We start from the raw sequence: 12434 nt of genomic DNA on the forward strand, positions 1-12434 counted from the left end.
GCAAAGCCATGGGTCGATGGGCCCGAAGCAGGCCGGCAGACCAGGGATGGGAGAGCGTGGAGCAGGCGCACGACGAGCACGGCGGCGTGGCAGGCGAGTCCGGCGACGTGGGGGCCGAGGCCGAGGACGTGGCGGCCTCCGGCGTGCCCGCGCCCGTCGGGCGGGCGGGGGACGCGACGCGAAGCCGGTCCCCGAGGTCCCACGACGGCGATCGACACCGGGGCGCCCATCCGGACGACCCATCGGATGACCGTGCGGACGACGCGGTGCTCGTGGACAGCGTGCGCGGAGGGGACGACACGGCATACTCCGAGCTGTGGACGCGGCACGAGCCGGCGGCACGTCGGCTCGCGACCCGGATCGCCTCGCCCAGCGACGTCGACGACCTCGTCAGCGAGAGCTTCACCCGGACCCTCGACGCGATCCGCTCGGGCGGCGGCCCCGGCACGGCGTTCCGGCCCTACCTGCTGACGACGCTGCGCCGGGTCAACATCGACGTCGCCCGCCGCTACACGAGCCGGGTCGTGCTCACGGACGACGAGGCGGCCGTCGACAGCGTGTCGGACACGTCGGCGGAGGACGCCGCCGTCGAGGCCGAGGAACGCGATGCCGTCTGGGCCGCCTGGCGCTCGCTGCCCGACGAGTCCCGGTCACTGCTGTGGGAGCTCGTCGTCCACGAGGAGAAGCCGCACCAGCTCGCGCCCCGGCTGGGCACGACCGCGAACGGCGTGGCGAGCCGCAGCAAGCGCGCGCGTGAGCGGCTGCGCCAGGTCTTCCTGTCGGAGCTCGTCGCGAACGCGGGTGACCCGCAGTGTCGGGAGGTGCGGCGCCAGCTCGGTGGTTACGTGCGCGACTCCTTGCCGGCCAAGGCGCGAGAGCGCGTCGACGAGCACCTCGACCGGTGTGCACGGTGCCGTGCGGCAGTGCTCGACGTCATCGACGTCGACGCCGCGATCCGGCTGCGGGTCGCCCCGGTGCTGCTGCCCGGCGCCTTCGCCGCTGCCGGAGGAGCCGGCGCGTCGGTCGGGTCCGCGGGCGCCGGTGCGCTCGGAACGGGCCCAGCCGGTGCTGCCGCGTGGGCGACGGCAGCAGGGGCTGCGGCTCCTCCGCCGGTCCTCGGCGTCGAGTCGTTCCTCGACGACATCGAGGGGCTCGGCGCAGGCGCCGGGGCCACGTCGGGTGGGTCGACAGTCGTCGGGAAGGTGCTCTCGGTGCCCGGCCGCTCGGCGGCTGCCGTCGTCGCCGCGGCCGCCATCATCGTGGCCGCCGTGCTCTTCCTGGTCCAGTCAGAGCCCGCGGGCCAGGTCGCGGCCGACGCGTCGACCGGGCGCGACTCGTCCTCCGGTATGCCGGGTGGCTCCGAGTCGGGGTGGCCGACGACCACCGAGGCGGCCGAGACGGGCGCCACGAGCGCGACAACCGCACCGGGTCCCGTCATCGGCGCCGCGACGGCCGCGGTGGCCCGGCTGCGTGAGCCGGCAGGCGTGCCGGGCGGACGTCCGCTCCGGCCCGGGACGTCGTCCTCACCGGGAACCTCCACAGCCGGGAGCCCGTCGAGCACCTCCAGCACGTCGCCGGCGGCGACCACGCCGCCACCGCCCGGCGATGTCGGCACGGTGACGCGGCTGCTGCTCGAGCCGGGAGACCAAGGCACCTACCTCGCGCACCTCGAGGCGCCGGACGGCTGGCTCATCACGTCGGTGCTCGACCGGCACGGCGCGCGCGCCACCGAGCACGTCTCGAGCCCGACGCGGGCCCTCGACGACCGGCTTCGCGCGGGTCAGCTCGTCATCGAGGTGACGCGGACCCGGACCGGTCTGACCGGAGAGCTCCGAGCGTCGTTCGAGGACCGGTCGGGGGAGCTTCTCGCGGGATCAGGCAGCTATCCGCTGCTCTGATCGAGCTCGCCCGGTGCCGACGGCTCCGGCGGGGCGGCATACGGCTGCTCGTCGATCGGGATGACGTGGCTGAGGCGCGTCAGCTCGAGAACGGCGCGGATCGGCGAGTCCGAAGGGACGACGAGCCGCAGCTCCTGGCGGCGCTCGCGCAGACGGGACGAGAGGCGGAAGAGCGTTGCGATGGTGGCGCTGTCGACGTAGGTCGTGCCGGTGAGGTCGAGGACGACGAGCGTCACGTCGTCGGGGACGTCGCGGGCGACGGCATCGGTCAGCTCCTGGGCGTTCGAGAGGTCGACCTCGCCCGTCACGTGGACGACGTGGGCCGGGCCCCTGCGCCGGGCCTCGATGCGGGCGAGGTCACTCACACGACCACCCCGATCTCGACGCGGCGGCGTAGGTGGACGTCCGTGCCCGCAGGCGTGCGTTCGACGTCGACCTCGTCCATGAGCGCCTCCATGAGCTGCAGGCCCCAGCCTCCGCCGCGCTCGGCGGCCGGACGCCACTCGCCGTGGTCACGCACGAGGACCTGGAGCCCTCCGTCGGCGAGCCGGGCCTCGACATCGAGGTCGCCGGCGTCGGCCCGGCCGCTGTAGGCGTGCTGGACGACGTTGGCACAGGCCTCACCGGTCGCGACGAGGACCTCGTTGACGTCCGTCTCGGAGACTCTGTTCTCGCGGAGCCAGCGGCGCAGGGCACCGCGCACCTGGACGAGGTTGCGGGCCTCCGCGGGCAGGCGCAGGGTCAGCTCGCCGTCGACGGAGGCGGTCGGACGCATGGCGATGATCGCGACGTCGTCCTCGACGTGGTGCTCGACGAGGAAGGTGTCGAGGAGCAGGTCGCACAGGGACTCGAGGCCGTCGTCCGCGTGGGTGCCGGCGGCCTCACGGCGGAGACGGTCCAGGCCCTCGGTGATCGACACGCCGCGCCGCTCGACGAGGCCGTCGGTGTAGAGCAGGAGCGTCGCGCCGTGCTCGAGGACCCGGGTCTCCTCGGTGAAGCCGCCGTCGATGGTGACACCGATGGGCGGGGCCAGGCCACCCGTGAGGAAGGTTCCCTCCCCGCCGCCCACGACGAGGGCAGGTGGGTGGCCGGCGTTCGTCCACCGGACACGGCGCGTCGAGGGGTCGAAGAGGAGGTACAGCAGGGTCACCATCTCCGGCACGGGAAGCTGCGCGACGAGCGCGTGCACGCCGTGCATCACCGTCGGTGGTGACGGGTCCTGAAGGGCATAGGCGCGCAGGGCCATCCGGACCTGGACCATGGTCGCGGCTGCCTGCAGCCCGTGCCCGGCCACGTCGCCGATGGCGAGACCGATGAGGCCGTCGGGAAGCTGGACGACGTCGTACCAGTCGCCCCCGAGCTGGAAGTCCTCCGTCGCCGGGACGTAGCGCGCGGCGAGGGCCACGCCCGGTACGTCGGGAAGGCGGTCCGGCAGGAGGCTGCGCTGCAGGGTCTCGGCGATCTCGTGCTCGCGATGCGCACGGGCCTCCTCGTGGCTCAGCAGCTCCTGCGCCTCGGACCGCTCCTGGATCTCCTGCACGAGCCGGGTGTTGGCCGCCGAGAGCTGTGCGGTGCGTTGCTCGACCCGCGCCTCCAGCTCGGCGGCGGCGGCGGAGAGCGCAGCGGCTGCGGCCATCCGCTCACTGACGAGGGCGGCGAGGAAGAACGACGTCAGGGCGACGCAGGCGTTGAAACCCTGGAGCGTCACCATCTGCTCGAGCAGCGTCATGCCCTCGAAGGGACCGGTCATCGTGGCGGCTGACCACGTCGCGGCGAGGCAGGCGACGAGAGCCGCTGGGGCGGCCCCGCGCAGCTGCAGTCGCCACGCCACCCAGCCGACGACCGGGAGGGTGAGGAACAGGATGGGCAGCTCGGTCAACGAGGCCACCGTCACGACCCCCGTGGCGGCGATGAGGAACGCCGCCCCCTCGATCCAGCGCATCGTCGGCCAGCGCCGCTGCTCCCAGAACAGCGGGAGACACAGCAGGAAGGGCGCGACGACGAGCACGCCCATCGCGTCGCCCGTCCACCAGACAGCCATCGCCGTGGGCAGGTGCTGCATCGCGATGGCGCCCGACGCGACGAGCGTGACCGAGCCGATGGTGGCGCTGATCAGCATGCTCGCGAGCGCGCCGAGGAAGACGATCGCCATCGCGTCGCGCTGTCGGTCGAGCTGGCGACGGAAGCCGACGCGGTGCAGGAGGGTGACAGCCACGACGGGGGCGAGCGTGTTGCCGACGGCAGTCACGGCAGCGGCGAGCGGCGTCGCACTGATCGGGAGGTTCACGGCCAGGGCGGCGACGGCGACGGCCGGCCAGTAGGAGCGGCCCGCGACGAGGAGCGCGGCGACGGCGATCCCGGTCGGCGGCCACAGCGGTGTGACGTCGTTGCCGACGAGGGAGAGGTTGAGGCCGAGCCGGGCCCCGAGGTAGTAGGCGACGGCGATGCCGACGAGTCGCAGGGCCCGGGTGGACGTGCTGACGGCGTCGGTGCTCATGACATCGGGGCCGGCGCCCTGGTGTCTGGTGGCTGCGGTTCGGCGGTCCACGGGCACGCCGACGGGACCCGACGTTCCCGCCGCGTCCACGCCTTGTGTCATCTCCGGGAGCGATCCAGCCGCCTGCACCCCACCATGAGCACGAGCGTAGGCAGCCGAGCGGCTCCCGACGAGGGTTTTGTCGGACTCCAGCCCGATTGCCTGGCCGTGCACCCGGCAGCCGTGCTGCCGGCGCCCCCGGGCTACTCGGGCGACGAGATCCCGACGGCCGACACCGCGAGCTCCCGGCTCGCCTGCTCCAGGGCCGCCGTGATGGCGTCGACGAGAGGTCGTGGCGCAGCCGGCGACACCGCCAGGAAGACGTGGCGCTGCGTGGACTCGGAGCGCACTCGGGCCACCGCCAGCTGGTCATGCGGTCGGTAACCGAGCGCCGGGATGACGGCAATGCCCAGACCGGCCCGCACGAGGCCCTGGATGACGCCGTAGTTGTTGCTCCGGTAGGACACCGACGGCTCGAACCCGTGACCGCGGCACAGCTGGCGCAGCATCGTGGCAGCGGCCGTCCCGTTGCGGGTCGAGACCCACGTGTCGTCGGCGAGGCTCGAGACGTCCACCACCTCGTCGCCGGCCTTCGGGTGATCAGGTGGAAGGACGAGCAGGAGGTCCTCGGTCAACAGGCGGCGGGTCTTCACGCCGCGGGGCCACGGGCGCGGCACCAGCGCGTACCGGTAGACGAGCGCGACGTCGAGCTCACGGGCCAGCAGCAGCGGCATCAGCTCGTGTGACTCGCCCTCGTCGAGACCGACCTCGATACGGTCGTTGTCACGCTTGAACGCCGAGAGGGCAGCCGGGAGGAGCTGCTCGCTCGCGGAGGGGAAGCTACCCACCCTCAGGCGTCCGATCACGCCCCCGAGGAGCAGGTTGACGTCGTCCTCCAAGGTCCGCAGCGTGCCCAACGCCGCTCCGGAGCTCGCGACGATGAACTCGGCCGCGGGTGTGGGTCGGATGCTGCGGGCGTCCCGCTCGAACAGCGGGACCCTGAGGTGGCGTTCGAGCGTCGAGATCTGCTGGGAGACCGCCGATGGCGTGTAGCCGAGCTGGCGCGCGGCGTCGGCGAACGAGCCGCATCGGACCACGGTCGTGAGGGTCAGCAGGTGCACCGGGTTGAGCATGACGAATCCTGGTCCCTCCGTGTCGGGAGTGGCCACCGCGTTCGACGAGTCGAAGGACCAGCTCGCCGAAGCACGCGGCGTGCCCGCTCGACCATAGTCCTCGGTCACCAGAACGAGCACCAGGGATGCTTACCGAACGCACAGGACGACGAGGGCTGCAGCGTCTTCCGGAGGGGCCGAGGCCGCGGCAGGCTGCACGGGGACGGACGAAGGAGAACACCATGCAGGTCGACACCCTCCAGCTCATCGACGAATGGGGGCCGGAGAAGGTCGTGTGCGTCTCCGACCGCAGGTCGGGGATGCGAGGAGTGCTCGTCCTCGACAACACCGCCCGGGGCGTGGGCAAGGGCGGCACCCGGATGAGCCCGGACCTCAGCGTCCTCGAGGTGGCACGGCTGGCCCGGACCATGACGTGGAAGTGGGCGGGGGTCGACCTCTTCCACGGGGGCGCGAAGGCCGGCATCCTCGGCGACCCGACCGCAGCCAACAAGGAGGAGATCCTCCGCGCGTTCGCGCGAGCCCTGTCGAACGAGGTGCCCGCCGAGTACGTGTTCGGCCTCGACATGGGCCTGACCGAGTGCGATGCCGCCATCTTCGTCGACGAGCTCGGAGACCGCGGTGCCGCAGTGGGTCTGCCGCGCGTCCTGGGTGGCCTGCCCTACGACGAGCTCGGCGTCACGGGCTACGGCGTGGCCGAGGCGACGGATGCTGCGGCAACTGCCATCTCGCTGCCGATCCAGGGCGCGACCGTCGCCATCCAGGGCTTCGGTGCGGTGGGGCAGGCTGCGGCCGAGCGCCTCATCGAGCTCGGTGCCGTGGTCACCGCCGTGTCGACGGCCAGTGGCGCGCTCGTCGATGCGGGCGGCATCGACGTCGCCAAGCTCGTCGAGCTGCGCCGGCACGTCGGGGACGAGTGCGTCGTCGAGTACGGCGGCACCCTGGCCCCTGCTGCCGCGCTCACCACCGACGCGCAGATCCTCATCCCGGCTGCCCGAGAGGACGTCATCGACAAGGACCTGGCGGTCAGGACGACCGCACGGCTGGTCGCCGAGGGCGCCAACATGCCGAGCACCCCGGACGCTCTCGAGGTGCTGCACCGCAGGGGTGTCACCGTCGTGCCGGACTTCGTCGCGAACGCCGGCGGCATCGTGGCTGCCGCCCACTCGATGGACGCGAGGTACTCGCCGTTCACGGTCGACCCTGTCGACGTCTTCCCGATGATCTCGGCGAAGATGCGGCAGAACACCGTCACGGTCGTGACCGAGGCCCGCGCGCGCGACCTGACCACCCACGCCACGGCCCAGGAGATCGCCCAGGAACGTGTGCGCGCCGCGATGCGGGTGCGGGGCCAGGTCGGCGCCGGCGGATGGTGAAGAGGAGAGGACGATGACGAGCACGAACCCCGTCGGGCCGCAGGTCGGCACCGCCACGACGGTCAGCAGCACCGCCCTGCGCGCCCGGTTCGCAGCGCGCCTGTCGGCGCTGTACGGCAGCGAGGTGCCGGCGTACACCACGCTGGTCACGGTCTCGCAGGAGGTGAACCAGCGGGTCATGTCCCGCGGCGGCCCCGACGCCGCGCGCCTCGGCAGCATGGAGCGGGTCACGGCCGAGCGGCACGGAGCGATCCGGGTCGGGTCGCCGCGCGAGCTCGAACAGGTCTCGCGAGTGTTCGGGGCCCTCGGCATGTTCCCGTGCGGGTTCTACGACCTGCGCGACGCGGCGCCGGCACCGATCCCCGTGGTGTCCACGGCGTTCCGTCCACTCGACCCGGCAGAGCTGGCGGTCAACCCGTTCCGGGTGTTCACCTCCGTCCTCATCCCTGAGGACCGCCGGTTCTTCGACGCCGACCTCGAGGGCAGGCTGAGGCGCTTCATCGAGGCCCGAGAGCTGTTCCCGCCCGAGCTGCTCACGCTCGCAGACCGGGCTATCGCGCACGGCGAGCTGTCGTCCGCCGACGCCGACCGCTACCTCGACCTCGCGACGGCCTCGTTCGCGCTCTCACCCGAGCCGGTCGACCGGGCGTGGTACGCCGAGCTGGAACGGGTCTCCGGCGTGGCCGCCGACATCGGCGGCGTCACGACCACCCACATCAACCACCTCACCCCGCGCGTCCTCGACATCGACGACCTCTACGCCTCGATGCAGGCCCGAGGCGTCGAGATGATCGACGAGATCCAGGGACCGCCTCGGTGGGACGGCCCCGACGTGCTCCTGCGCCAGACGTCGTTCCGGGCCCTGTCGGAGCCCCGCAGGTTCCGTCACCAGGACGGCAGCGTCACCGAGGGTGCGCTGCGGGTGCGGTTCGGAGAGGTCGAGGCCCGGGGGGTCGCGCTCACGCCCGCCGGCCGCGACCGCTTCGACGAGCTCGCGGCAGAGGTCGACCGCCGGATCGCTGCGAACCCCGAGCTGAGCCGCGCCGAGGTCGCTCCGCAGGTGTGGGCGCAGGGCTTCCCGGCAACCGAACGCGAGCTGTGCACCCAGGGCCTGGGCTTCTTCACCTTCGGCGTCGACGACGCGGTCGCGGCGGGTGCCGGCAGCCCGGACCAGGTGGCCGCCCTCGAACGAAGGGCGGTCGCAGATCTCGTCGCGGCCGACGTGCTGCATCCCGTTCCCATCGTCTACGAGGACTTCCTGCCCCGGTCGGCCGCCGGCATCTTCGCCTCGAACCTCACGGACCGCGGTGCCATGGACGCGGAGCACGGCGGGGCCGAACGCGACGTGGGCTGGATGAGCCAGGTCCTGGGCCTCGAGGTGCGGGTGCCGGAGGACATCTACGCCGCGGAGTCGGCGGCGTCGCTGAGCGCCGCCGAGGCGGTGCTCGGTCGCACCATCATCACGCAGTAGCCCGAGCCGGTGGTCGTCGCGCCGACACACGCGTGCGGGCTCAGGCACGACGCTCGGGGCGAAGCATCTCGGCCACGAGGTCCTGGGCCACCTCCACGAACACCCGGACCGGCTCTCTCGGCGTCGGCCCGCCACGGGTGATGAGCACGATCTGCCGGGTCAGGGGATCGGCCATCTCCAGCGTTGCCAGAGCGAGGGTGGGGTTGAGCCGGCGCATGAGGTCCGTCATGACGGTCGCTCCGAGGCCCGACGCCGCGAGCTGGAGGGAGGCGCCCGTGTCGGTCACCTCGTGCAGCACGCGGGGCTCGAACCCGCGGCGGCGGAATCCGGCCCGCACCGCCCGCCCGAACTGGCTCGACTCGGGCGCGAGGATCCAGCTCAGGGCGGCCAGCTCTTCGGCCGTGGCCACCTTCGGTCGACGGCCCGGTGTCTCCGTCGGGGCCGCTGCGACGACGAACGTCTCGTGGTGCAGCTGGACGACCGACAGGCCCGGCTCGCGTGGCATGGGAGCGTCGGCGTAGTCGAGGCCGAACGCGATGTCGACGTCGCCGTGGCGCACCGAGCCGGCCGCCTCGTCCACGTCGACCTCCCGCGACGACACCGCGACGTCGGGGTACTCGGCTGCCATCCGTCCCACGATCGGGGCAAGCAGGCCCACGGCCGTGCTGCCCCACGTGCCGACGACCAGAGGACCGGCCGCGCCGCCTTCCACCGACCTCGTGACCGCGATCGCCTCTGCCTCCAGCGACAGCAGCCGGCTGGCGTAGTCGGCCATGAGCCGGCCGGCATCCGTGAGGACGAGCTGTCGGCCCGATCGCTGCACGAGCGGCACGCCCAGCGCCTGTTCCAACGAGGAGATGTGCTGCGAGACGGCGCCCGGGGTGTACCCGAGGTGCTCGGCCGCCGCGGCCAGCGTCCCTCTGCGCACGAGCTCGCGCAGGGTGGCGAGCTGCGTGAGGTTCAACCTCGGCGACGCGCTCATCTGCCACCCACTTCTGTGCCGACGGGACTTCACGGATTCTAAACATCAGAGCCCAGAAAGGTTCGCTTGTCGTGAAGCATGCGTTGCGCCCACGATGGTGCGAGAGCCCGTCGGACGCGGAGGGCCGGCGCTGCCGCCGGGACGCCACCCGAACCGCCGCTCTTGCCCAGTTCTTCGTGACCCCAAGCGAATCGAGGCCCGCAATGGCGCAGCCCCCGGAGCTCCCCAGCCACGCATCCGTCGTCGTCGTCGGGGGCGGTGTCATGGGCGTGTCCACCGCCTACCACCTGGCTCAGGCGGGCGTCAACGATGTCGTCCTCGTGGAGAAGGACGAGCTCGGCTCCGGCTCGACCTGCAAGGCGGCCGGCGGCGTGCGCGCCCAGTTCTCCGACCGGGTCAACATCGAGCTCGGGCTGCGCAGCCTCAGGACGTTCGAGACGTTCACGGAGACCTTCGGTCAGGAGATCGACCTGCACCAGGTCGGCTACCTCTTCCTGCTCGACCGTCCGGAGCACGTCGCCGCGTTCGAGAGGAACGTGGCCCTTCAGAACGAGCTCGGCGTGCCAAGCCGCATGATCGAGGTCGCCGAGGCCAAGACGCTCTCGCCGATGATCAGCACCGACGGGCTCCTCGCGGCTGCGTGGTCCCCGACCGACGGCCACTGCACACCCGAGTCGGTCGTGCTCGGGTATGCCGGCGCGGCCCGCCGCGCCGGCGCCCGCCTCCTGCGCGGCTGTACCGTCACCGACATCGCCTCGACAGGCGGAGCCGTCACCGGCGTCGTGACCGACCGCGGCACGATCGCCACCGACGCGGTGATCTGCACTGCTGGCGCGTGGTCCAAGGCGGTCGGCGACATGGTCGGCGTGGATCTGCCCGTCGAGCCGATGCGGCGCCAGATCCTGACCACCGAGCCCATCCCGGGGCTCGACCCGAGGACCCCGTTCACCATCGACTTCTCCACCAGCCTGTACTTCCACTGCGAGGGTCCCGGACTCCTGCTGGGCATGTCCGACCCCGACGAGACCCCCGGGTTCAAGCTGAAGCAGTCCGACGGCTGGCTGCCGCGCCTCGCCGACGCGATCGAGCACCGGGTCCCTGCCCTGGCCGAGACGGGTCTGGGCGCCGGCTGGGCGGGCCTCTACGAGATGACGCCCGACCACAACGCGCTCGTCGGAGAAGCACGCGAGGTGTCACGCTTCCTCTATGCCACCGGGTTCTCCGGCCACGGCTTCCTCATGGGCCCGGCCATCGGCGAGGTGTTGCGCGACCTCTACCTCGGCCGGACCCCGGTCATCGACGTCTCCGGCCTGCACGCGGAGCGCTTCGCCGCCAGCGAGACCAGACCAGAGCTCAACATCGTGTGAACCCGCCCCCCACGCGCATCCCGCCCCAGCGCCACGGCGCCCACCCCGACCGAGAACGAAGGAGCCCCATGAGCACGCCCCAGCTCACCGACCGCACCGCCCTCGCCACCCTTGCCACGGAGACGGCACGTCGCTGCGGCGTCGACATCGACGCGATCACCGGCGACCACCTCACGCCGTCCCCGGTCAACGGTCTGCCGCTCTCCTCGGTGCGTTGGGTCGACGGTGGCGCGGTCGACGACGCCGTGGCCCGGGCCCAGGCGGCCTTCCTGGCCTGGCGAACCGTCCCGGCGCCTGCCCGCGGCGCGCTCGTCAAGCGGCTCGGTGAGCTGCTCGCCGTCCACAAGGAGGACCTCGGCACGCTGATCAGCCTCGAGGTCGGCAAGATCACCTCGGAGGCGCTCGGTGAGGTCCAGGAGATGATCGACATCTGCGACTTCGCCGTGGGGCTCTCGCGACAGCTGTACGGCAGGACCATGGTCTCCGAGCGGCCCGGCCACCGGCTGATGGAGACGTGGCACCCGCTCGGCGTCGTCGGGGTCATCTCGGCGTTCAACTTCCCGGCAGCCGTGTGGTCGTGGAACACGGCCATCGCGCTGGTGTGCGGTGACCCCGTGATCTGGAAGCCGTCCGAGCTCGCGCCGCTGACGGCCCTGGCCAGCAACGCCATCCTCGCTCAGGCCATCGACGAGGCCGGGGCGCCGGCCGACCTGTCCCAGGTGCTCGTCGGCGGCGCCGACGTCGGCCAGGCACTCGTCGACCACCCGGGTGTCGCGCTCCTCTCGGCAACCGGCTCCAGCCGGATGGGCAAGGCGGTCGGACCGCGGGTGGCGGACCGCTTCGGACGTTCCCTGCTCGAGCTCGGCGGCAACAACGCCGCCGTCGTGAGCCCGACCGCGGACCTGGACCTCACGGTCCGGGGCATCGTGTTCTCCGCGGCAGGGACCGCCGGCCAGCGATGCACCACGATGCGCCGGGTCATCGCGCACACCTCCGTGATCGACGACCTCACCGACCGGCTCGTCTCGGCCTACGCGCGGCTCCCGATCGGCAACCCGATGAGTGAGGGAACGCTCGTGGGTCCGCTCATCCACGCCGGGGCCTACGAAGCCATGCAGAAAGCCATCGCCCAGGCAGCCGAGGAGGGCGGCAAGCTCGTCGCCGGAGGTGACCGCGCCCTGGAGGACGTCGCCCCCGACGCCTACTACGTCACCCCAGCCATCGTGCGCATCGACTCGCAGACACCCGTGGTGACGCAGGAGACCTTCGCTCCGCTCCTCTACGTCCTGCCCTACGAGACGCTCGAAGAGGCGATCGCGCTGAACAACGATGTCCCGCAGGGCCTTTCGTCGAGTATCTTCACCAGCGACCAAGCCGAGGCCGAGAGGTTCCTGTCTTCCGAGGGCTCCGACTGCGGCATCGTCAACGTCAACATCGGCACCTCGGGTGCCGAGATCGGAGGCGCCTTCGGTGGCGAGAAGGAGACGGGCGGCGGCCGCGAGTCCGGGTCGGACGCGTGGCGGGCCTACATGCGACGATCGACCAACACCATCAACTACTCCGGCGAGCTCCCGCTCGCCCAGGGTGTGAACTTCACGGTCTGAGCGCGAGAGGATGAGGAGGCCACGGGGGCCTCCCCGGCCCTCCCTCGACCGGCCAACCACCGGTTTCGAC

Annotated in this window: 9 protein-coding genes; 5 read left to right on the plus strand and 4 right to left on the minus strand. The window is 72.1% G+C overall.

Features of this window, described 5'->3' with window-relative positions:
• The first annotated feature begins 56 nt into the window (after nucleotides 1–56).
• Nucleotides 57–1898: a sigma-70 family RNA polymerase sigma factor gene (locus ACFQU3_RS10465; protein ID WP_385909413.1), complete on the plus strand. Its 1842-nt coding sequence runs from the start codon at nucleotides 57–59 to the stop codon at nucleotides 1896–1898.
• Here ACFQU3_RS10465 and ACFQU3_RS10470 read toward each other — a convergent pair.
• The 3 genes from ACFQU3_RS10470 to ACFQU3_RS10480 all read right to left on the minus strand — a co-directional run bounded on the left by ACFQU3_RS10470 (nucleotide 1883) and on the right by ACFQU3_RS10480 (nucleotide 5567).
• Entirely contained in the window at nucleotides 1883–2263 is a 381-nt protein-coding gene (locus tag ACFQU3_RS10470) for an STAS domain-containing protein (protein ID WP_385909415.1), read from the minus strand. The genes ACFQU3_RS10465 and ACFQU3_RS10470 overlap by 16 nt on opposite strands.
• Nucleotides 2260–4395: an MASE1 domain-containing protein gene (locus tag ACFQU3_RS10475; RefSeq protein WP_385909417.1), complete on the minus strand. Its 2136-nt coding sequence runs from the start codon at nucleotides 4393–4395 to the stop codon at nucleotides 2260–2262. Before ACFQU3_RS10475 ends, ACFQU3_RS10470 begins: the two co-directional genes overlap by 4 nt.
• Nucleotides 4396–4637: 242 nt before the next feature.
• Nucleotides 4638–5567, minus strand: coding sequence for a LysR family transcriptional regulator (locus ACFQU3_RS10480; RefSeq protein ID WP_385909419.1), 930 nt, complete (start codon nucleotides 5565–5567; stop codon nucleotides 4638–4640).
• A gap of 221 nt (nucleotides 5568–5788) precedes the next feature.
• Between ACFQU3_RS10480 and ACFQU3_RS10485 the strand changes: the two genes are divergently transcribed.
• Nucleotides 5789–6940 carry a Glu/Leu/Phe/Val dehydrogenase gene (locus ACFQU3_RS10485; RefSeq protein WP_385909421.1) on the plus strand — a complete coding sequence of 384 codons (1152 nt, stop codon included), beginning with the start codon at nucleotides 5789–5791 and terminating at the stop codon, nucleotides 6938–6940.
• A gap of 13 nt (nucleotides 6941–6953) precedes the next feature.
• Entirely contained in the window at nucleotides 6954–8411 is a 1458-nt protein-coding gene (locus tag ACFQU3_RS10490; RefSeq protein WP_385909423.1) for a 2-oxoadipate dioxygenase/decarboxylase family protein, read from the plus strand.
• Nucleotides 8412–8451: 40 nt separating this feature from the next.
• Here ACFQU3_RS10490 and ACFQU3_RS10495 read toward each other — a convergent pair whose 3' ends face one another.
• On the minus strand, nucleotides 8452–9393 hold the full coding sequence (locus tag ACFQU3_RS10495; RefSeq protein ID WP_385909425.1) for a LysR family transcriptional regulator: 942 nt from the start codon (nucleotides 9391–9393) through the stop codon (nucleotides 8452–8454).
• Nucleotides 9394–9596: 203 nt separating this feature from the next.
• Between ACFQU3_RS10495 and ACFQU3_RS10500 the strand changes: the two genes are divergently transcribed.
• Nucleotides 9597–10760 carry an NAD(P)/FAD-dependent oxidoreductase gene (locus ACFQU3_RS10500; protein ID WP_385909427.1) on the plus strand — a complete coding sequence of 388 codons (1164 nt, stop codon included), beginning with the start codon at nucleotides 9597–9599 and terminating at the stop codon, nucleotides 10758–10760.
• Nucleotides 10761–10828: 68 nt separating this feature from the next.
• Nucleotides 10829–12364 (plus strand): aldehyde dehydrogenase family protein, encoded by a 1536-nt coding sequence (locus tag ACFQU3_RS10505; protein WP_385909429.1) that lies wholly within the window; start codon nucleotides 10829–10831, stop codon nucleotides 12362–12364.
• Nucleotides 12365–12434: the final 70 nt, after the last annotated feature.

The organism is Terrabacter sp. GCM10028922, assembly GCF_042666095.1.
Classification (GTDB): domain Bacteria; phylum Actinomycetota; class Actinomycetes; order Actinomycetales; family Dermatophilaceae; genus Terrabacter.

Bases quoted from the DNA above. Each gene is read 5' to 3' on its own strand.
- ACFQU3_RS10475 (WP_385909417.1), bottom strand. From the start codon at position 4,395: ATGAGCACCGACGCCGTCAGCACGTCCACCCGGGCCCTGCGACTCGTC.
- ACFQU3_RS10485 (WP_385909421.1), top strand. From the start codon at position 5,789: ATGCAGGTCGACACCCTCCAGCTCATCGACGAATGGGGGCCGGAGAAG.
- ACFQU3_RS10500 (WP_385909427.1), top strand. From the start codon at position 9,597: ATGGCGCAGCCCCCGGAGCTCCCCAGCCACGCATCCGTCGTCGTCGTC.
- ACFQU3_RS10480 (WP_385909419.1), bottom strand. From the start codon at position 5,567: ATGCTCAACCCGGTGCACCTGCTGACCCTCACGACCGTGGTCCGATGC.
- ACFQU3_RS10495 (WP_385909425.1), bottom strand. From the start codon at position 9,393: ATGAGCGCGTCGCCGAGGTTGAACCTCACGCAGCTCGCCACCCTGCGC.
- ACFQU3_RS10505 (WP_385909429.1), top strand. From the start codon at position 10,829: ATGAGCACGCCCCAGCTCACCGACCGCACCGCCCTCGCCACCCTTGCC.
- ACFQU3_RS10490 (WP_385909423.1), top strand. From the start codon at position 6,954: ATGACGAGCACGAACCCCGTCGGGCCGCAGGTCGGCACCGCCACGACG.